The organism is Pseudomonas pharyngis, from assembly GCF_021602345.1.
GTDB lineage: Bacteria > Pseudomonadota > Gammaproteobacteria > Pseudomonadales > Pseudomonadaceae > Aquipseudomonas > Aquipseudomonas pharyngis.
In genome coordinates, this window is record NZ_BQID01000015.1 from 102,089 (window position 1) to 123,843 (window position 21,755).

15 protein-coding genes are annotated in these 21,755 nt (G+C 55.8%); 13 read left to right on the forward strand and 2 right to left on the reverse strand.

The window, feature by feature from the left end:
- Positions 1–83 precede the first annotated feature (83 nt).
- The 5 genes from L6D74_RS24970 (at position 84) to L6D74_RS24990 (ending at position 4,287) form a co-directional block, all read left to right on the forward strand.
- A complete protein-coding gene (locus tag L6D74_RS24970; protein WP_236190870.1) occupies positions 84–602 on the forward strand; it encodes a phage regulatory CII family protein in 519 nt (172 codons plus the stop codon).
- Complete coding sequence (locus L6D74_RS24975; protein ID WP_116254822.1) at positions 595–819, forward strand: TraR/DksA family transcriptional regulator; 225 nt, start codon at positions 595–597, stop codon at positions 817–819. Before L6D74_RS24970 ends, L6D74_RS24975 begins: the two co-directional genes overlap by 8 nt.
- Positions 809–3,028 (forward strand): VapE domain-containing protein, encoded by a 2,220-nt coding sequence (locus L6D74_RS24980; protein WP_236190871.1) that lies wholly within the window; start codon positions 809–811, stop codon positions 3,026–3,028. The genes L6D74_RS24975 and L6D74_RS24980 overlap by 11 nt, the downstream gene beginning before the upstream one ends.
- Positions 3,021–3,380, forward strand: a complete 360-nt coding sequence (locus L6D74_RS24985) for a PA0613 family protein (protein ID WP_236190872.1) — start codon at positions 3,021–3,023, stop codon at positions 3,378–3,380. Before L6D74_RS24980 ends, L6D74_RS24985 begins: the two co-directional genes overlap by 8 nt.
- A gap of 529 nt (positions 3,381–3,909) precedes the next feature.
- Positions 3,910–4,287: a phage holin family protein gene (locus L6D74_RS24990; protein WP_236190873.1), complete on the forward strand. Its 378-nt coding sequence runs from the start codon at positions 3,910–3,912 to the stop codon at positions 4,285–4,287.
- A gap of 92 nt (positions 4,288–4,379) precedes the next feature.
- On the opposite strand, the gene L6D74_RS24995 is transcribed toward L6D74_RS24990, so the two are convergent.
- Positions 4,380–4,580, reverse strand: a complete 201-nt coding sequence (locus L6D74_RS24995) for a KTSC domain-containing protein (protein WP_056785498.1) — start codon at positions 4,578–4,580, stop codon at positions 4,380–4,382.
- Positions 4,581–4,801: 221 nt separating this feature from the next.
- Here L6D74_RS24995 and L6D74_RS25000 point away from each other — a divergent pair, with 221 nt between their 5' ends.
- From L6D74_RS25000 to L6D74_RS25035, 8 genes are all read left to right on the forward strand, one after another.
- Entirely contained in the window at positions 4,802–5,404 is a 603-nt protein-coding gene (locus L6D74_RS25000) for a terminase small subunit (RefSeq protein ID WP_236190874.1), read from the forward strand.
- A gap of 428 nt (positions 5,405–5,832) precedes the next feature.
- On the forward strand, positions 5,833–6,348 hold the full coding sequence (locus L6D74_RS25005) for an Hcp family type VI secretion system effector (RefSeq protein ID WP_039767797.1): 516 nt from the start codon (positions 5,833–5,835) through the stop codon (positions 6,346–6,348).
- Positions 6,349–6,474: 126 nt separating this feature from the next.
- The gene (locus L6D74_RS25010; protein ID WP_236190875.1) at positions 6,475–9,381 is read left to right on the forward strand and encodes a type VI secretion system Vgr family protein; all 2,907 of its coding nucleotides are present in this window, start codon (positions 6,475–6,477) and stop codon (positions 9,379–9,381) included.
- Entirely contained in the window at positions 9,378–14,063 is a 4,686-nt protein-coding gene (locus L6D74_RS25015) for an RHS repeat-associated core domain-containing protein (RefSeq protein ID WP_236190876.1), read from the forward strand. The genes L6D74_RS25010 and L6D74_RS25015 overlap by 4 nt, the downstream gene beginning before the upstream one ends.
- Positions 14,053–14,535, forward strand: a complete 483-nt coding sequence (locus tag L6D74_RS25020; RefSeq protein WP_236190878.1) for a DUF4265 domain-containing protein — start codon at positions 14,053–14,055, stop codon at positions 14,533–14,535. Before L6D74_RS25015 ends, L6D74_RS25020 begins: the two co-directional genes overlap by 11 nt.
- A gap of 237 nt (positions 14,536–14,772) precedes the next feature.
- Positions 14,773–15,036, forward strand: coding sequence for a PAAR domain-containing protein (locus L6D74_RS25025; protein ID WP_130902052.1), 264 nt, complete (start codon positions 14,773–14,775; stop codon positions 15,034–15,036).
- A gap of 121 nt (positions 15,037–15,157) precedes the next feature.
- Positions 15,158–19,858 (forward strand): RHS repeat-associated core domain-containing protein, encoded by a 4,701-nt coding sequence (locus L6D74_RS25030; protein WP_236190879.1) that lies wholly within the window; start codon positions 15,158–15,160, stop codon positions 19,856–19,858.
- Positions 19,855–20,331 carry a hypothetical protein gene (locus L6D74_RS25035; RefSeq protein WP_236190881.1) on the forward strand — a complete coding sequence of 159 codons (477 nt, stop codon included), beginning with the start codon at positions 19,855–19,857 and terminating at the stop codon, positions 20,329–20,331. The genes L6D74_RS25030 and L6D74_RS25035 overlap by 4 nt, the downstream gene beginning before the upstream one ends.
- Before the next feature lie 366 nt (positions 20,332–20,697).
- On the opposite strand, the gene L6D74_RS25040 is transcribed toward L6D74_RS25035, so the two are convergent.
- A complete protein-coding gene (locus L6D74_RS25040) occupies positions 20,698–21,630 on the reverse strand; it encodes an AcrVA2 family anti-CRISPR protein (protein ID WP_236190883.1) in 933 nt (310 codons plus the stop codon).
- Positions 21,631–21,755: the final 125 nt, after the last annotated feature.

A 21,755-nucleotide genomic window follows, 5' to 3' on the forward strand; every position in this document is an offset into this window, starting at 1 on the left:
GGCGTTTGGGCCATACCAAGCCACGCGGCAAATGTATCACCAACTTCTGTCGCGCGGCACTGGCAACTTTTAGGATTAATGCCATGAGCCGAATTGCTCTCAGTTCTCTGGAACGGGCGCAGCGGGAAATCCTGCCGCTCGATTTAGCGCTGTACCACGCCGCTCGCGATTACCCAGGCGGCGCTGCTGCTATCGCTGCCACGACCGGTCGCAACCCGACCACGTTGCAGCACAAGCTGTCGCCAACCCATCCTACCCACTCCATCAACGTTCAGGAGTTCGGTGAGATCCTCGAACTGACCAAGGATCGCCGCATTCTCGATGCGGTGCATGCGCTGGTCGGTGACACGATCTGGCAGGAGCTGGCCGACACCTACACCAACGACATGCCCGAGACCCTGACCACCGGCATCGCCGAATACTTCCGTCAGGTCGCGGATCTCGCCGAGACCTGGGCCAAGAGCATCGGCGACGGTGTGGTGACTGATCAGGAGCTCGCGGCGATTCGTCTGCAAGTGTTCCGGGGCATCCAAGGGCTGCTCGGGTTGTTCAACCGAGCCACCTATGTCAACCAGACGACGCGAGGTGCTGAGCGTGGCTGACATCGCCGATTTCGCCAACGACCTGGTGCAGGAACGCATCGATCAGGCCATGGCTGCGCGCAGCGCTGCCAAGGCCGAAAGCGCTGCCCATTCCTTGCTGTTCTGTGAAGCCTGTGACGATCCGATTCCGGAAGCCCGTCGCCTGGCCTCACCGGGTTGCTCGCAGTGCATCAGCTGCCAATCCCTGTCCGAGCGGGGGATTCAGCATGCTCGATGAGGTATTGGGCCAATTCGCCGATTATGGTCTGGAGCCAGCGCAACCGCTGGTGTTCGGCAAGCTGACCCGCTGCAAGACATCGCAGGACAAGGGTAAGGAAAAGAACGGCTGGTACGTGGTCCACGAGCAGCGCACGGAGAAGGGCGACATCCTGATCTTCGGCGCCTTCGGTGACTGGCGTTCGGGGGAGACACAGAAGATCAAGGTCAAGGCCGGTCGCATGTCGCCGGAAGAGCGCGAAGTGATGCGTGCCCGCCAGGAAGAAGCCAAGCGTCGCGCCGCCGAAATCGCGAACAACGCTGCGCGGCGGGCCGCGAAGAGGGCGCAGGGTATGTTCGAGCGCATGCCGACCACCGGGCGTAGCGACTACCTGGACCGCAAGCAGATCGTTGGTATCAAGGTGCGTTACGCGCCGCGTACCGGCGCGGTGCTGGTCCCGATGAACAATGCCCGTGATCAGATCATGGGCTTGCAGGTGATCTTCCCCAACAAGCAAGAAGACACCGGCCGCGACAAATCCTACTGGCCTTACGGCATGGCGAAGGAGGGCACTTTTCACCTGCTTGGCCCGCATCCGGTACCGGGCGAACCGGTGCTGGTGTGTGAGGGTTACGCCACCGGCGCCAGCCTGCACATGGCGACTTCGCTTGCCGTAGCGGTGGCCTTCGATGCGGGCAACCTGCTGGCCGTGTGCAAGGTCATGCGCGAGCGTTTTGCCGGTTGCCCGCTGATCATCTGCCGCGACGACGACTGGAAGACCACCAAGCCTAATGGCGATGCGTGGAACACGGGCGAGGAGAAAGCGAGTAATGCGGCCCTGATCGTCGGCGCCCAGGTGGTCGCGCCGATCTTTTCGATTGAACGTCACGACAAGTGGACCGACTTCAACGACCTGCACGTCGCCGAAGGCCTCGACGCGGTTCGCCGCCAAGTGCTCGCTGTGGTCCGCCCACCCGCTGCCGGTGGCTGGAAAGATCAGCTGGCTCGCAGTGAGAGCGGCGCCTTGATCGCGCACATGCAGAACGTCGAACTGATCCTGGCTAACGACGAGCGCTGGGCCGGCGTGATCAGTTACTGCGCCTTCAGTTCGAAGATCGTCAAGCTGCGTGCGGCGCCTTATGGCGGTGGTACCGGCGAGTGGGCCGACATCGATGATGTGCGCGTTATGAAGTGGCTCGCGCAGCAGTACAACCTGCGCGTGAAGTCCTCGCACGTGATTGAGGCCGTCAGCGTCGTGGCCCACGACCACGCGTTTCACCCGGTGCGCGAGTACCTGAAAAAGCTGGAATGGGATCGCGTGCCGCGCCTGGAGCGTTGGTTGACCGATGTGATGGGTGTAAAGGCAACCGATTACACGTCCAAGGTCGGCAAGCGCTGGATGATCTCCGCCGTGGCACGAGTGATGAAACCCGGCTGCAAGGCGGACTCGGTGATGATCCTCGAAGGCGTACAAGGCGCTGGTAAGTCGACCGCCATGAGCGTGCTCGGCGGTGAGTGGTTTATGGACACGCCGTTTGCCCTCGGCGACAAGGACGGCTTTCAGGCGATTCGCGGTAAGTGGATCGTCGAGCTGGGTGAACTGGACAGCTTCAACAAGGCCGAGAGTACCAAGGCCAAACAGTTTTTCTCCGCGTCCACCGACACCTACCGCGAAAGCTATGGCCGCAGAACGCTGGACGTGCCACGCCAGTGTGTCTTCGTCGGTACCACCAACCAGGACGAGTACCTCAAAGACGCTACCGGCAACCGTCGCTATTGGCCGGTGGCCTGTACCAAGGTCGACGTGGCGTTGCTGCGCGAGATCCGCGACCAGCTGTGGGCTGAAGCGATGTTCTGTTTTGAGGCCGGCGATCTCTGGTGGGTAACGCGAGAGGAAGCGCTGATGTTCAGCGAGGAACAGGACGAACGCTTTGTGGTGGACGAGTGGGAAACGCCCATTCTGAACTGGCTCGAAGAGTCGCAGATCGGCGAGACCACCACCGGCAGTGAGGTGATGAGTCAGGCGCTCAAGCTCGATCCCGGTCATTGGGGCAAACCGGAGCAGATGCGCGTGGGTGCAATCCTGCATCGACTGGGCTGGCGACGTTTCCGTTTGGGCGCCTTGAGCAAGAGCGGCCAGCGGCCATGGGCGTACAAGAAACCGGAGGGTTGGGGCAGGGCGCCTGCGCTGGGACAACCTGAGTTTGAGGAGCCTTGCTTCGATGATTAAGGCAATCGATATGGCCCTCAAGCAATGGGCGCAGGAGCTGCACAGCGATGAAGTGGCTGCCGGTTATTCGGGCGGCAATATGGTCGCAATGATGATGGAGAGCGGTGGTCAGCTTGTGCGCGGCAGGCGCGGGAGCAGGGTACCGCTGGAAGCCTCACTGGACATCGAGCGGATCGTCAAGAAACGCCTTGATCCCGAGTTGATGGCGGTGGTGCAGGTGCATTACTTCCAGCCTGATGCGCCTCTGACTGCGCGTCTGGCTGAGAGTGGCTGCACACGCAACCTTTACTACCAGCGCCTGCATGACGCTCACATCGTGGTCGAGCACTTCCTCCTGGGGGAAGCGGCTTGATCGTGGGCATTACTCTGACTCACGCCGTCCCACTGGCCTGGCTCCGTCCCGCTGCTTTTTGCGGTGGTGGGACGGGCGCAGGCCCCGTCGTTGTTGGGCTGTCCCACCGTCCCACCTTTTTCATCCCTCCCGCCCGTGTATGCGTAGCGGGCATCAATGCGCGTGTTCACGCGCACGCGTGTTTTTAAATATTCTCTCTATATACGAGAAAAGAGAGATAAAAGTAGGACGGTGGGGCAAAGCCCCAATCTGCGGGGCTTTCAGACGTCCCACCTTATTTTAAGAAGGTGGGACGCATGGGACGCCATAACAGCAAAAGAAAGCCGGGATAGATATTCACCGACATTCGCCAGCCGTTCACCGGGCGTCACCCACACATTCACCGGATGGCATTAAAACGGCCTTGCTGCCACCAGAATCGACCTGTAAAAAGGGGCCATCTTCGATGGGTACGACCGCAAAGCGCGGCAGGCCACCCACCACCTGACCCGGCCATTGCGCCGGGTCTTTTTGTTTAAGGGGCAGGGCAATGACGAACGAGCAACAGGCACTGGCAGAGATGCCGATCTGGTTGGTGATTGCCCTGTCATTGGTTGGCGGTGTGTCCGGCGAGATGTGGCGCGCCGACAAGGACGGGGCGAGAGGCTGGGCATTGTTGCGCCGCCTCGCACTTCGGTCCGGTGCCTGCATCGTGTGCGGCGTATCAGCGATGATGTTGCTGTTCGGCGCGGGCTTGTCGATCTGGACGGCGGGCGCCTTGGGTTGCCTGACCGCGATGGCCGGCGCGGATGTCGCGATCGGCTTGTACGAACGCTGGGTAGCCAAGCGGCTCGATCTGAGCGAGGCGGAACCGAAGGCATGTGCCGGGGAAGCCGGACGGGGCGAAGATTTAACGGGGCCTCCCTGAGGGCCGCCCCCTACACGGGTTATCGAACTCGCGGAATCTCTCTAGCTGAAACCTTCGCAGGGATGTCCGTCTTTCCAAGTAGAAGACGGGGCTCAGCACTGATAACGATCACGGATGTGCTGGTTGTAATAGGCGCCTTTGGACACCGCGGCCATCAAGCCATTGTGGATGGCTGATGGGACGCCGCAGAAATCGTAAGAGTGACCCTGTTCAAAGCGGATCCTCATTCGTCTTGTTGCTGGGTCGTAGCCAACGGCGGTCATCGCACTGGAACGCACGGCAATCATTTCCATGACATCTCTCCCTCTGACGGATCGTCCACTGATGCTAGTCGAGCGAAGCGGATCTGCAGCCCAGGCCACCGAAAAGTCGCCGGGGACCCTGAGGACTTTCGAAGGACACGGGGTCGGAAACCCGCGGGATCTTGTTAGTGGGAGGCCCGCCAGCTTACTGAAATTTCAATCCACTGAAATCTTGAAAGGATTCATTGAAAAGCCGCTGAAAAGGAGGGCTTATGAACGCAGTCACGTACCTGTCAAAGAGCGCCTTCGCTGCGCACATCGGCCGATCACCGAGCTACATCACCTGGCTGAAAGAGAATGGCCGGTTGGTGCTGTCGCCCAATGGCAAGCAGGTCGATGTGCTGGCCACCGAAGCATTGATCCGCGATACCGCTGATCCGAGCAAGGCTGCCGTCGCTGCTCGCCACCAACAGGATCGGCTTCAGCGTGATGTGTACAGCCACGTCGCAGCTCAATCCGAGCCGACCAAAATGGCTGCGCCGCCGCCCGTTGACCCTGCGCAAGGGCAGACTCCGGACTTTCAGAAAGCACGAGCGCATCGAGAGCACTACCTGGCGCGGATGGCTGAGATAGAGTTTCGCAAGGCGCAGGGTGAATTGGTCGAGATCAGCTTCGTGCAGAAGGCCGCTTTTGAAACGGCACGTTCGCTCAATCATTCGCTGATGGGTATGTCGCCTCAATTGGCACCGCAACTCGCTGCCTTGTCGGATCCATGGGAAGTGGAGCGGCAGCTGACCGCTGCATTGCGCCAGCGGCTTAATGAAATTGCCCAAGTCTCAAGTGATGATTTTGGCGTTGAATTGGAGGAGTGTTGAGAATAGCCATTGGCTTACGGTTTGTTATGGTTTGTGCAAAGGTGTGCTTCTAATGTTTGTCCATCTAAATGCTGTTCTGACTTCGTGCTATGAAAAAAATCAGTCATTGATGTGTTGAGTGATCCTTTTTTGAAAGTGCGCAAGAAGTTGCGCACATGGTCATAATATTTTGCCTTTAAAATCGCTACAGCCCACACGCCACAACGCCTGCAGCCAAGTGCGCAAGAAGTTGCGCAGTACTGCGCAACTTCTTGCGCACTTTTTGCCTGAAATGTAGCGTTTTTCGCCCAAGAAACAGCTCTCTCCGTGCCATATCCCTGATCTACAAGGCTTCTGAAAAACTGGCACGCTCTTTGATAACAGTCAGGCACCCACCGGGCGATTTCGCCTCCCGGGCACCCTAACTTTATCCGCAAGGAGCACCTCCCATGGCAACACCAGCGTACATGTCGGTTACCGGCGAAAAACAAGGCCTGATCACTGCCGGCGCCTTCACCGCCGACTCCGTTGGCAACACCTACCAGGAAGGTCACGAAGACCAGGTCATGGTTCAGGCGTTCAGCCACGACGTGATCATCCCGCGTGACCCGCAATCCGGTCAGCCAACCGGTCAGCGCGTTCACAAGCCAGTGATCATCACCAAGGTCTACGACAAGGCTTCGCCACTGCTGCAAGCCGCTCTGACCTCCGGCGAGCGCATGAGCGAAATCGTTATCCAGTGGTACCGCACTTCGGCTCAAGGTACCCAAGAGCACTACTACACCACCAAACTGGAAGACGCGATCATCGTCGCCATCAACAACAAGATGCACAACTGCCAGGATCCATCGAACGCCCACTTCACCCACCTGGAAGAAGTGCAGTTCACCTACCGCAAAATCACCTGGACCCACGAAGTATCCGGTACTTCGGGTTCCGATGACTGGCGTGCTCCAGTCGTTTAATTTCGGCTGATCGTTGTACCGCTCCGGCCGGCAAGACCGGTCGGGGCGCACTCACCTCTAAAAATTTTTTTGCCTATAGCCCCTTGAGGGCTGTTGCGCGTCGCAGAATTGCGCGAGGAACAAGGGATGTTCTCACCGGCCAATCAGCCTCATTTCAATCTGACCATCGATGGCGCGGACAGCGATTTCCAGGTGCTGTCGTTCACCGGGAAAGAGGCGCTCAACACCCCCTTCGAGTTCGAACTGGAACTGGTCAGTGAGAAGGCCTCGATCAACCTTGAAAGCCTGCTGCACAAACTCGCGTTCCTGCAGCTGTCGCCCAGCGGCACGGGGATTCACGGGCTGATCTACAGCATCGCCCAGGGCGAGGCCGGCAAGCGCCTGACGCGCTACAAAATCTCCCTGCGCCCGCAGCTGTCGTACCTCGCGCATCGGGTCAATCAGCGCATCTTCCAGCAGATGACCGTGCAGCAGATCATCAGCAAGGTGCTGGAAGAACACGGCATTCTCGCCAGCGACTATCACTTTCAGTTGAGCGCGATTTACCCGGAGCGCATCTACTGCGTGCAGTACGACGAAAGCGACCTGCATTTCGTCCAGCGCCTGTGTGAGGAGGAGGGGATTCACTACCATTTCCAGCACACCTCCAGCGGCCACAAACTGATGTTCGGCGATGACCAGACGGTGTTCCCGAAACTGGCGCCGGTGGCCTATCAACAGGACTCCGGGCTGGTCGCCGATCAACCGGTGGTCAAGCGTTTCGGCCTGCGTCTGGCGACCCGCACCAGCCGCACCACGCGGCGTGATTACGACTTCGTCAAACCGAAGATCGAGCTGGAAAGCGACGCCAAGAGCAGCGCTCAGCCGGATCTGGAAGATTACGACTACCCGGGCCGTTTCGTGGATCGTGAGCGCGGCAAGCACCTGGCCAACCGCAACCTCGAACGCCACCGCAGCGACTATCGCCTGGCCGAGGGCAACAGCGACCAGCCGATTCTGGTCACCGGGCATTTTCTGGCCCTGACCGACCACGCCAACCCGACGTGGAACGACCTGTGGCTGCTCACCGAAATCTTCCACGAAGGCAAGCAGCCACAAGTGCTCGAAGAGTCGGTGACCAGCGACACCACCGACAACAAAGACGATTTCCACCAGGGCTACCGCAACCGCTTCAATGCGATTCCGTGGGACGTGCCGTACCGGCCGCCGCTCGATCACCCGAAACCGAAAGTGCTCGGCACCCAAAGCGCCGTGGTCTGCGGCCCCGAGGGCGAAGAGATCTACTGCGACCAGTACGGTCGGGTGAAGGTGCAGTTCTTCTGGGACCGCGAAGGCGAACACGACGACAAAACCAGTTGCTGGATGCGCGTGGCCTCGAACTGGGCCGCCGAAACCTTTGGCGCGATCAACATTCCGCGGGTCGGCATGGAGGTTTTGATCACCTTCCTCGAAGGCGATCCCGATCAGCCCTTGATCACCGGTTGCCTGTACCACGGTGCGAATCTGCCGCCTTACAAGCTGCCGGACTTCAAGACCCTCGCTACGGTCAAGAGCAAGGAATACAAGGGCAGCCGCGCCAACGAACTGCGCATCGACGACACCACCAGCGAGATCAGCATCGCGCTGCGCAGTGATCACGGTGCGAGTGCGATCAACCTTGGTTACCTGACCCACCCGCGCCCAAGCGGCGGTCAGCCTCGGGGTGAAGGTTTTGAGTTAAGAACTGATCGTCACGGCGCCGTGCGTGCCGGTGCCGGTCTGCTGATCACCACCGAGCCGCGCCCGAACGAATCGAAACACCACAAGGACCTGCCGGAAACCGCCGAGCGTCTGGCCACGGCCAGCGATCAACAGGACGGTTTCGCCACACAAGCCAAAGAGCTTCAGGCTCAAGAGGCCGGCGATCAGGACGACGTGGCCAAGGCCTTGCACGCGCAGCACCAAGGCGTGCTCGGCAGCGGCCCGGCGAACCTCACCGCCAATGAATTTCCCGAGTTCACCGAGCCGCATCTGGTGCTCGCCAGTCCTGCCGGCATCGCCCTGACCACACCGCGCTCCAGCCACATCGCCACCGGCGAACACCTGGCGCTGAGCAGCACCGGTCACACCAGTTTCTCCATCGGCAAACGCCTGCTGGCCAGCGCCAGTCGCGGCATGCGCCTGTTCGTGCAGAGCATGGGCTGGCGGCTGGTGGCGGCCTCCGGCGACATCGATGTCAAGGCACTGAAGGACAGCATCAACTTGTTGGCCAAACTCAACATCACCGCCAATGCCGACCGCATCACCATCACCGCCAAGACCGAACTGGTGATCCAGGGCGGCGGCAGCGCCACGACCTACAACGCCGGCGGCATCACCCACGCCACCAGCGGTCCGTACACCGCGCATGCGGCGAACTTCGCCTACACCGGGGCGAAGTCCCTGGCGGGCGTGTTTCCGGAACCGCCGAAACCGGGCAAGGGCAACCTCGAATTGTTCAACCAGTACGCCGGACGCCAAGGCATCAAGGAAGGTGATTACGAAGTCATCGATGCGTTGGGCAAAAGCATCAAGGGCAAACTCGACGGTAAGGGCTTTGCGAGCGTTTCTGGTGCTGCACCGGGACCGGCGCGCGTGCTGTTCGGCAAGGATCCGGCCGATACCTGGAGTGAAGGCAGCTATATCGGCAAACCGGAGTGGCCATTGAATCCGCCGGGCGCGGACGAAGCTCCAAGCCAAGTGCAAGCAATGGTTGCCCAAGTGTTGCCGAGCAAGAGCTGGGATGTGCTGGAGAAGGGCAAGGATATGGCCCAGACAGGGATGAGTGCTGTACAGACGGCACAAGGTGCATTGGAAACGGCGCAACAGGTTAAAGGTGCTGTACAAGGCGGAGTGGCTGGCTTGCCAAAACTGGCGAGTGCGGCGACACCGAGCGCGTCGAGCATTCTTAGTGCAGCAAGCAAGGCGGGCAAGCTGCCTAGCCTTCCGGCCCCGTCCTTGCCCAAACCAGCGCTTAAGGCAGCTGACCTGTTAAATGGGGAGGTGCTGTCATGACTGAAGCTGCCGTTGCCAAGAAGCGCGAGCCTCAGGTAGCCGTCGTTCCGCTCAACACGTTGGATGTGCAGGACGTGGGGCGTGGTGCCGCTCGGTTTGATGCCTGGCTGCGATCCATTAGCGGTGATGTGGTCACGCTCGATCGAATCAAAGGGGTCGCCGGGTCATTGCCGGTTGTAGGCAACATCATGGCGCTGGTCGACGCGCTTGGCGACATCGTCACGCTTACCAAAAGCAAGCAGCGGGAGTTACTTGATTGGGTCAGCCTGGGTATCAACCTGATCGGTGTTTTACCAGCCCCTCCGACCATGGCTGCTGCTCGTATGAGTTTGCGCCCGACCTTGTTTTTGGTACGTCAGGAACTGCGTAACAGTGCCAAGATGTTGTTGGGCGATTCTATGATCGAAGTGCTGGTCGGGCACTTGAACGCCACCATCGTCGGCACGATCGATGACTTCGTAAAACAGGCCCAAGGTAAACTTTCGGGCATTCTTGCCGATGCCGGGAACTTGGGGGCAAGCGCGGTAAACGAAATTGCGAAAGGGCTTGAAGCCGTCGTCAACGGCAAGCTCGACGCAAAAGGCGATGCGCGCGCCGCGGGTCAGAAAATCACTGCTGCCGGCAATCAATTGCTTAGCGATCCCAAGGCGGCCATCAGCAATATCTTTGGGGCTGCATTCAGTGCCTACAAAGCCGTAGGTAAAGGAGTTGCCAATAGCGCAGCGAAAAACCTTCTGCCGGACCAGGCTAAAAAACTGGTGATGACGCACACCGGCACATTGAGAGCGATGGGGCCAGAAATCAAAAACCAACTGAGTAAGTTGGGTGACCCGGGAACGCGGCACTCCATCGGTTGGTTGTTGCAAATGCTCAGCGGTGCTGTGGTGACTTGGCGTAAACGCCGAGGACATGGACAGAGCGCTAGTGTTAAACCTAATGCCACCAGTAAGGCGCAGAGCAAAGCAGGTGAAGGCCGGCTCGAAGCCAGCAGCCGTCAGGCTCCTGCGAATGCTAACGCCAATGGCCAGAAAAATGGTGCATGCGCGGGTACTTGCAACAGTATTAGCTTCGCGTTGGGCTCCGAGTCGCTAAGCCATACCGATTTCAGCCTCCCAGGTCCATTTCCTATTGAATGGGTGCGTACCTACAGCTCCCGGTTTGATGCCTTTGACAATGGCGAACTAGGTGCTCGGTGGGTGACAGAGTTCACCACCCGATTCGACTGCAAGGGCGATGGTCTGGTTTTCTTTGGAGCCGACGGTCGTAGTATCGATTTTCCTCTGCCCAAGGTAGGCCTCTATCACTATGACCCCGTTGAGAATCTCACGCTGGTTCGCTCCGGTGAGGATCAACTGCTGGTTTGCTTCGGTTTCGAGCGCAAAGAAACCTATGTCCGTCGTGGTCGTTCCTTCTGGCTGACGGATGTCAAAATGCGCAGTGGCGCGGGGCTAATGCTGCACTATGAGCATCGGCATGGAGACGCCCTAGTATTGTCTGACCTGATCACCTATCAAGGGGATATAACGCAGGTCCATTTGCACGTCGGAACCCTGCTTGATGATCATGGGCGGTTGGCCGGTCTTTGGGAAATCCGTGACGGCGCGCCTGTACGACAACTGTGTAATTATCAATACAACATCCACGGCGATCTGATCCAGGCACAGGATGAAAACGGTGCTGCCTGGAGCTATCACTATCAGCATCATCTGCTGACTCGATACACCGATCGCACCGGCCGCGGGTTGAATCTGGAGTGGGACGGCCACACCTCACACGCCAAGGCCGTGCGCGAGTGGGCGGATGACGGCAGTTTCGATACTCGTCTTGAATGGGACGAAAACATCCGCCTGACATATGTCACCGATGCCCATGGCAACGAGACTTGGCACTACTACGACATCAAGGGCTACACCTACCGGATTCGGTATCCCGATGAACGTTCAGAGTGGTTCTTTCGCGATGACGCAAAAAACATCATTCGTCACGTTCATGCAGACGGGACCTCCGATCGATACAGCTATGACGAGCGCGGTAATTTGCTCGAGCACATCAGTCCCGACGGTAGTGTCGCTCACTACGCCTACGATGATCTCAATCAACTGATCAAGGTTAGTGATGCAGAAGGTGGGCAATGGCAGCGAGCTTACGATGATGCCGGCAATTTGGTGGAGTCGGTCGATCCGCTTGGAAACAAGACGGAGTATGCCTACGACAAAGCAGGTCAGTTGATCGCTATCAAGGACGCAATCGGCAACGAGAAAGCGCTTGAGTACAACGATGCTGGTCAGCTTCTGAAATATACCGATTGCTCTGGCAAGACCAGCGAATGGGAATACAACGATCGCGGTCAGATGATCTGTTTTACCGATGCAGCAGGACAAAGCACCGAGTATGAGTACAAGGCTGGACATATCGCCCTGATTACTCATCCAGATAAAACCCAGGAGCGATTCGAGCGTGATGCCGAAGGGCGTCTTCTTGCCCATATTGACGGTCTGGATCGCTGCACGACATGGAGCTATAACGCTGCCGGGTTGATTGCCGAGCGCGTAGACGCCTGCGAGCAAACGCTTCGCTACCGTTGGGACCGGCTGGGTCGTCTTGTAGCGCTGGAAAACGAAAACGAGCAGCGCACCCAATTTCACTATGACCCTGTCGGAAGGTTGCTTGAGGAAAAAGGATTCGATGGCGTTGCTACGCGCTATCAGTACGATTCCGAGAGCGGGCGTTTGGCGAGAGCCATTAGCGGTGAGCGCGTCATTTCGATGTCGTTTGACCCCATGGGACGGCTTGTAGAACGCCATGCCAGCTTGGGCAATACGTCTCAGAGTGAATCCTTTGCGTATGACGGTAATGGCAATATGGTTTTGGCCACGAATGACCAAAGCCGGCTGCTGTGGTTCTATGATTTGGCCGGTAATCTGATCAGAGAGCATCAGCATTATCAGAGCCTGGATGCACCGCTCGTTGCAATCTGGAGGCACGAGTACGACCCCCTCAATCAGTGCGTAGCTACGACCCGCCCGGATGGTCACCGGGTGAGCTGGCTGACGTACGGCAGTGGGCATTTGCTTGCGTTGAAACTGGATGATCACGAGCTGGTCGGTTATGAGCGAGATGACCTACATCGTGAGGTCGTTCGTCATCAAGGCAATCGTCTGCGCCAGACTCAAAAATGGGACCCGGCAGGTCGCCTGCAGGAGCAATTGCTAGGCCGAAGTGATGACAATTCCACTTTGCTCAAGCGCGAATACAAATACGATGCGGTCGGCCAGTTGACCGAGCTAAACGACACGCGTCGCGGACCGCTGTCCTATCGTTACGATCCAGTCGGAAGACTGATCAGTGCAGCAAGCCGCCTCGGGGTTGAGAAATTCGCTTTCGATCCTGCCAGTAACCTGCTCGACGAAAAGGTGGCAGAAGTACGGCGGCCTCTTGATCAGGCGCCAACGCGTAGTCGGTTGGTAGACAATCTGCTACGGGAATACGTCGGCACCCATTACGAATATGACGATCGCGGCAATCAAACACTGCGTTGGCACGATGGTCAACGCAGTCGATTGCAATGGGATCTGTTCGATAGGTTGGTTCATTTCGAGGATGATCGTCTCTCGGTCAAATACGCCTACGACGCCTTGGGTCGCCGGCTATACAAGCATTCAACCGCCCATTATAGAAATCGTCCTGAAGCAGGTTCTCACTGGAATAAAAATGAGCAGGGACGTGTTCAGCGTTTGCTTGGCTGTGGCCTGACTTTGTACGGGTGGGACGGAGATAATCTTTCCTGGGAAAGCAGTCCTGCGCCTATTGATGGGGGAACTGGCCGCACAGTCCACTACGTTTATGAACCCGGCACGTTTGTTCCGGTGGCTCAAGCGATCAGACACGCCTCGATTGATTTGTTAAGCCAGCCTGAATATGTCGGTGGCGAGAGTCTTGAAGATGACCCGCTTTGGAGTCATGTACCCAAAGCACAACCGTTTGATGCTTTAGCCTGGTATCAGTGTGATCATTTAGGCACACCATTGGAGCTTACCGATCAGGACGGTCAGGTCGCCTGGAGCGCTCAATACAAGGCGTGGGGACAGGCAAAAGAACAGACATCAGCCACAGCAGTACGGCATGGGCTGAACAATCCAATTCGTTTCCAAGGTCAGTACCACGATCATGAAACAGGCTTGCACTACAACCGATACAGGTACTACGACCCCCATGTAGGTCGCTTCATCTCAAAGGATCCGATAGGTCTGAGGGGGGGCATAAACCTTCATCAATACGCACCTAACCCAACCCAATGGGTAGACCCTTTAGGGCTGGTGAAGAAACCGCCATCCAAGCGCGCCCTAAAAGACGGCGCTGGAGCATCGCCTCAAGATATCGCTGCGAGTAAGGTCGGCGGAGGCAGTCGAAAAGGGCAGGCGGCTTGTCGCAAAAAACTCATTGATAAAAGTAAGCCAGTGGGCGTTTACAAGTGCTGGCGGTGTGGACATACCTCTACCAATCCTGATGACATGCACTTGGGGCATAAGAATGTGGCCACCTCAAATGGGGGCAACCTTGCCGATGTCAACGTAGATCTTGAGGGCGCGTCGTGTAACCTGAGTGCGGGAAATAGCGGTTACGTGAAGGAAGGGATGTCGTGTGTCGAACGTGGAAGTTGTGGAGCGCCATATGGACGATAAAGAATTGCCTGTACTGATTCAGGTGTTTGTATCAGATGACGGTGGCCCCGTATTCGAGGAGCTCCCTGCAATTGCGATGGGGCAGGATACATATGAGCTGTTGTCTTCACCTGGCCTTGCGCTGAATTTGGCTCGAGGTGATGTCATCTCGATAAAAAACAAAAACACTCACGCTGAAGTCCTCAAGCGCGGAGGGAATTTTTGTATTCATATCTACGCCGATTTCATCCCCGAGGACGTCATTGCTCAGCTCGAATCTGATGTCGGCAATGAGCTGGGTGGAACACTTGATGGCGTTTTCGAAGGCAATCTTTCGTTGGCTGTGCCGTCCAGCAACGGGATGGACAGAATCAATGAGTTCTTTGATCGCTTCCGCGAGAAAACCGGCCTCGAATGGTATTACGCCAACGTCTACAAGAACATTGATGATGAAGAGGATGAAACGCTGCTGAATTGGTGGCTGCAGAGCTGATTGATTCGAAGAGTGATCTCGCTGACAACAATCGAAGCTTGGCTACGCAAGCTTGGATAAACACAAATGTGTCGCCTAGATCTACGAAACGCAGTGTGAGATCGAAGGGCGCGTGACAGGTCGGTAGTGACTGCGGCGCGCTTTATCGGCCAGCCAGAAAATATGAACGAGGGCGACCCTCTTTCGAACGTTTGCCTGGCCGATATAAATCCAAGATTTAGTCAAAGGAGTGACACCATGAAAGATGTTATTCGCTTAGGCGACTCCACCACTCACGGTGGCAAAGTGCTCGAAGCCTTCTCCCGAACCGACCTCAACGGCAAGCCTATTGCTGGCGTCGGTCACAAAGTTAGCTGTCCGCTTTGCAAAGGGGTTTTCCCCATTGCAGAAGGCAGCAGCACCTACACCGTTGATGGTACGCCCATCGCTCTGGACGGTATGAAAACTGCCTGTGGCGCCGCGCTCATTGCGAGCGGTCCGAAAGGCGCAGTGATCAGCTGATCGACCTGACTACATCCTGGTTTCATTGCCAACGAGAGGCGACGTGCAGACGTAGGCCTCCTGGCGATGAGCCTCATGACATCTCTGAATTCCCGAGCCTACTGGCTGGTAAGACGCTTCCATGACGACCAATATCGCTGTTGCAACCAAACGTGAACCACAAGTCGCCGTTGTTCCGCTGAATCTGATCATGGTGGAAGATGTGGGTCGAAGTGCGGCTCAATTCGATGTTTGGTTACGAGAGATCAGTGGCGATCTGGTGACATTGGAGCGCATCAAGACGGTCGCCGGTGCGCTGCCTGTTGTCGGCAATATCATGGCGCTGGTCGATGCACTGAACGATGTGGTGACACTCTCGAACAGCCCACGACAAGATCCTCTCAACTGGGTCAGTCTCGGGATCAACCTGATCGGTGTCTTGCCGATGCCGCCGAACATGGCAGCCGCGCGCATGAGCTTGCGTCCGACATTGTTCCTTGTTCGCCAGGAGGTCGCGAAGGTCGGCAAGCTGGTGTTGGGCGATGCGTTGATCAACGTCGTGGTCGGTCATCTGAACGCTGACATTGTTGGTGTGATCGATGATTTCGTTAAGCAGGCACAAGCCAAACTCAAGGAGCTGCTCAATGATGCAGGAGAGCTTGGCGAAAAGATCCTCAATGAAATTGCTGTTGGGTTAGAGCGCGTCGTAAACGGACAGCTCGATGCCAAAGGCAATTTAAAAGAAGCCGGGGAGATGGCAAGCGCTGCCAGCGATCAATTGCTACATGATCCTTTGAGCGCTATCAGCAATATCTTCGGCGCCGCGGCAAACGTTTACAAAGCAGCGGGCAAAGGCGTTGCCAACAGTGCGGCCGAGCATCTGTTGCCTGAACAAGCAAAGAAAAAAGTTCTGATTCATACGAAATCACTGCGCGCCATGGGACCCGAGCTGCGCACGCAGTTGAACAAGTTGAGTGACCCGGCCGTTCAAAGCTCGATTGGCGCGCTGTTGGTCGTACTGGCCAGCGCGGTTGCAGCGTGGCGTATGCGCAACGCACACGGCCAGGGCGGTAACGTCAAACCGGGCATGACTAGCCAATCCCGACGCGTTGCCAGCGATGGCAAGGTTGAAGTAAGCCGGGCTGAGTCGAAGCCGAAGACGCGCCCCAATGATGAGAAAAATGAAGTATGTCCTGCGACCTGCAAGCGCATCAGCTTTGCCATGGGTACAGAGACGTTTGATCACTCGGATTTCAGCTTGCCCGGCGCTTTCCCCATTGATTGGACCCGCACGTATTGCTCGGACTTGAGCGCCTATGATTCGGGCATCTTGGGCGCGCGCTGGATCACTCCGTTCACGACTCGCATCGATGAGCAGGACGATGGTCTGGTGTTCCACAATGCAGACGGCCGAAGCCATAGCTATCCGTTACCTAAGATCGGTCAGTTTCATTACGACGCGATTGAAAACATCACTTTGCTGCATGTCAGCGAGGGACAGTTGCTGCTATGCCGGGGTTTCGATCGCAAGGAAACCTACATCCGTCATGGGCTTTGCTACCTGCTAGTAGGTGTTGTATTGCGTAGTGGCGCCGGAATCATGCTGCACCATGAGCATCGACACGGTGATGCTCCCGTACTGTCCGACCTGATTACCTATCAGGAAAATGACATCACCAAGGTGCATCGTCACCTCGGCACGCTGATCGATGCGCATGGACAATTGACCGGCCTCTGGGAGATCCGTGACGGGGCGCCACAGCGTCAACTGTGCGCTTATGAGTATGACGCGCACGGCGATCTGACTCTTGCCCAGGATGAGAACGGTGCAGCTTGGTCGTATCAGTATGAACATCATCTGATCACGCGCTACACGGACCGGACCGGGCGCGGGATGAACTTGCAGTGGCAGGGCACGGGCTCTGATGCCAAGGCCGTGCGCGAGTGGGCCGATGACGGCAGTTTCGACACCCGTCTGGAATGGGATGAGAACATTCGTCTGACGTACGTAACGGATGCTCACGGTAACGAGACATGGCATTACTACGACAGCCTGGGCTACACGTATCGCATTCGTCACGCCGATGGCTTGTCGGAATGGTTGTTCCGCGATGACGCCAAAAACGTCGTCCGGCATGTGCATCCCGATGGGGCCACTGACCGCTATAGCTACGATGAGCGCGGCAATCGGCTTGAGCATATTCGCGCCGACAATAGCGTGGTGCACTTCGCCTATGACGACCACGACCAACTCATCAAAATCATGGACGCGGAAGGCGGGCTATGGCTGCGCGCCTATGATGACGCCGGCAACCTGGTTGAAACGGTCGATCCGCTCGGTAACAAGACTGAATACGCATATGACAAAAAAGGTCTGCCGATTGCCATCAAGGATGCCAACGGTAACGAGAAGACCCTCGAATACAATGACGCGGGTCAATTACTCAAGTATGTGGATTGCTCGGGCAAGATCAGTACATGGGAGTATGACGATCGCGGCTTGATGATCTGCGCAACGGATGCAGCAGGGCAGAGCACCGAATACGAATACAAGGCTGGGCAGGTAGCGCTTATCCGGCATCCGGACAAAACAGAGGAGCGTTTTGAGCGCGATGCTGAGGGCAGACTTCTGGCCCATGTCGACGGATTGGATCGCTGCACGACCTGGAGCTACACGGTAGCTGGTTTCGTCGAAGAACGCGTGGACGCTGCCGAACAGACTCTGCGGTATCGGTGGGATCGTTTGGGACGTTTGCAGGCTCTGGAGAACCAGAATCAACGCTCGGCGCAATTTCTCTACGACCCAGTAGGACGCTTGTTGACCGAAACAGGCTTTGACGGACGTCTGACTCGCTACCAGTACGACATCGCTTCTGGACGCCTATCAAAGGTCGCCACCGGTGACCGTGTTGTGACGGTAGCGTATGACGAGATGAGGCGTGTAACCGAGCGTCTAGCTTCGCTTGGCGACCAGTCTCAAGCGGAGCGTTACGCCTATGACGGCAGGGGCAACATGATCCTCGCCAGTAACGCAGACAGCCAAGTGCAATGGTTCCATGACATGGCCGGCAATATGGTGCGTGAGCATCAGCACTACCTCGGTTTGGACAAGCCACTGGTTGCTGTTTGGCAGCACGAGTACGACGTGCTCAACCAACGTGTGGCCACGATCCGTCCTGATGGGCATCGGGTCAGTTGGTTGACCTACGGCAGCGGTCATCTCTTGGCATTGCGCCTGAACGAGCATGAGTTGCTTGGCTATGAGCGCGACGACCTGCATCGCGAAGTGGCTCGGCATCAAGGTAATCGTCTTGTGCAGACGCAGAAGTGGGACCCGGCCGGGCGCCTGCAAGAGCAACTGTTGGGGCGTAGTGATGACAAGTCGGTTTTGCTTAAGCGTGAGTACGCCTACGACGCCGCAGGGCAACTGAACGAAATCAACGATACGCGCCGTGGCCAGTTGTCCTATCGCTATGATCCGGTGAGCCGGTTGTTGAGCGCAGTGAGTCGTTTGGGTGTTGAAACCTTCGACTTTGACCCGGCGGGTAACCTGCTTGATGAGAAAGCGGCAGAGAGTCGGCGGCCTTTGGAGTTGACTCCCCCACGCAGCAAGTTAGTCGATAACCTGCTGCGCGAGTATGCAGGGACTCACTACGAATACGATGAGCGTGGTAACCAGATAAAGCGTTGGTGCGATGGTGCTTACAGCCAGATGCGTTGGGATCTGTTTGATCGGCTGGTGCATTTTGAGGACTCAAGGCTTTCGGTGGAGTTTGCCTACGACGCCCTTGGTCGACGTTTATCCAAGAATTCGAAGGTCCACTACAAGCAGCGGCCGGCGGCAGGCTCACTGTGGAATAGCGCTGAGCACGCTCGATTGCAGCGAGAGCACGGCTGTGGCTTTACGTTGTACGGTTGGGATGGCGATAACTTGGCTTGGGAAAGTCGTGCTCCTCAGCAGGATGGGGAGGCGGGCCGCACTATTCATTACGTGTTTGAGCCCGGAACATTCATTCCTGTTGCTCAGGCGATGTCGAATCATTCCATTAATCTGATGGGATTGCCTGACTACGATGAGGATTACAGCTTAGAGGATGATCCGCTTTGGAATCGTTCCGCAGTATCGCCCCCAATCGATGTATTGAATTGGTACCAATGCGACCATTTGGGCACTCCTTTGGAGATGACCGATCAGAATGGTGACGTCGTATGGAGCGCTCAGTACAAGGCCTGGGGTGAGATTCGGGAGGAGCAGTCGCATTGGGCGAAGCAGCAGGGCATTGCAAATCCTATCCGATTCCAAGGGCAGTACCATGATCATGAGACGGGGCTGCATTACAACAGGCATCGCTACTACGACCCGTCAGTGGGACGTTTCATAAGTCAAGATCCTATTGGTTACGAAGGGGGACTCAACCTTTACCAGTATGTTCCGAATCCTACTGGGTGGACTGACCCGCGCGGGCTGGCTCGTCAAAAAGGAATTACGCCGAACAACAAAGGCACACGCACTACAATCGAGTCGGGTAATCTGCAAGCACCGGAGGTTGGATACAGCACGAAAGCAGGTGGGGAAGGTATTCAGCATCCTGTGGTTCAAGAGCTCTATGAATCGATACCAGACGATCAACGTTCTCCTTTTATTCATGGGCACTGCGGAGAAGCGGATGCGCTGAGTAAGATTGCCAAGGCTAACGATGTCAAATCTGTCGAAGCTTTGAGAGATATTACGAACGGCTCAACATCTACGACCGTAAGGAATGATGGTAAACAGTTGAAGTTTTGCCGATCTTGCGCACAAGTTATGGGTAAGCTCGGCGTATGTGATGGAGTTAAAGAATGAGTGATGAAAAAGAAATTGAAGAAGTCGAAAATCTTGAGGCGCGTCTCCTTGCCGCCGGCGTATCCATTAATCAATTAGTGCGGTGCTACGCGGATTTTTTGCTTCATTTGATTGAAGGCGACGCTTTAAGTAGTATTTCTTCTGCAAAACTCGATCTTATGTCTAACTACTTGAGTAAGGCCGTAACTCCTGGAGTAGTTGAGTCTAGTCAGGAGCAAAGGAAGGGGTTCTTTGTCGATCTTTGGCCAATTGAAAGGCAATATAGAGAATCGGATCCAGCATTCGCGAATTTCGTACGATGTGTAATCTGTTGCTTCGGAAATCAGGAAGACTGGGAGCAGGATGATACAGGAGAGGCCACACCTTTATGGTATTTTCTTTTCTATATCAAGAAGGTTTGTCCCGAAATAAAAAACGAATTTTTACAGTATTTTGAAGGTGTTTTTAGTGAGCGTGGATTATCTGAAAGGTAGTGTATAGCTGTCGGCAGTTATTTGCGCGACAGTGGAAAGCTCCTTGGCGCTGAAAACGCTCGTGAACTATTATCCTTCGCGAACGGCAGTTTTCGGCCATAAGCGGACACTTGAGAGTGTAATCTTGAAACACCTTTGCAGCCATTGATCACCGGCAGAAATCGGCCTATATCGCTGTTCAATGGTGCCCATCGAGCAGTGGGGAAGTCATCTCCCTACTGCTTTCGATTGTGCTCATAGAAGCGTTCACGAAGCTCAAGGCGACGCAGTCTTCTCCTTCACATCATAGTTTTTTTTCTTCGCAAAAACGCCACCAACGACTGTCGGCTCTATAAATAAAATCTTTCTCTTGCTAGCTCCAGGGCCCTAGGGCTGCATCCGAAAATGTCCCTTTCTCCAATGTGTACGCTTTTCCTTTACATTTCTCGCGTGATTATATCCTGCATCAGACTCATAGATAATATTATCCACTGGACTGATCACAACTCTGTCATAGGTTTTCCGAAGCTTATCTTCATACTTACGAATCTTGCCTATGCCCTTCAGCGAAGTTATTTTTTTTCTCAACTCTTTACGCTCATTGAAGGCTGTGTCGCGGTATTGCTTGCAGTTAATAAATAATAGAACCTTGGCCATGTGATTTAATGTTTCAGATAAATAACTCATATCACCTGTAAAATCATCATCCTGGCCGTACGTCTCCTCAACTCGACTTAGCTCCTGTTTAATCGTTCTCATTCCATCCTGTATGTAAAACCCCTGCACCCGCAGCGCGTCATCCTCCACATGTGCTTTACCCAATGGCGAGCCGGTAAACATAAGATCCAGAATTCTTAGTGGCTTGCTTACATCCACAATCGGACTATCAATATAACGTCTCATCTCCATTGTCCCCGGCTCGACCAGAGTCTCACTTATATATACACCTTCCAATATATGCTCATGTGTAAGTTCGTTATAGACTTTCAGTGAAGAGCTTCGACTTTTCGTGAATTCGATATAACAAGTTTTAAATGGTGGGCGGAGGTAGTCGACTGGAACGTCGTCGCCGATCTCAGTTTGCTCCAAAATCTCATCAAGTAAATTTGATGTCGTCAAGATGTTGCCGTCCTGACGCCTAAACTTGTAAGAGTACAACGTAGTGCTAAGCGCGATTCCAGCCATATGATCTGTTACGTTACCAGACCGGTGCAGAGAAAAAATATCAGGCCGCAGCCTCGTAATCGTCTGTGTTAAATAGTCTATGGAGCATGTTTCAATATCCAGCCCGGCGAAAGCTTCGTCGTAGACTTGGTCCATTGCTTGCGTGCTCATCTCAGAATATTTGGAACAGGTGATTCTCACCGGGTGTGGCAATTTGTATGTGATGTCCATATTCCTCCAAAAACTCACCAGTGAAACACAATAATAACCTATAGGAATCG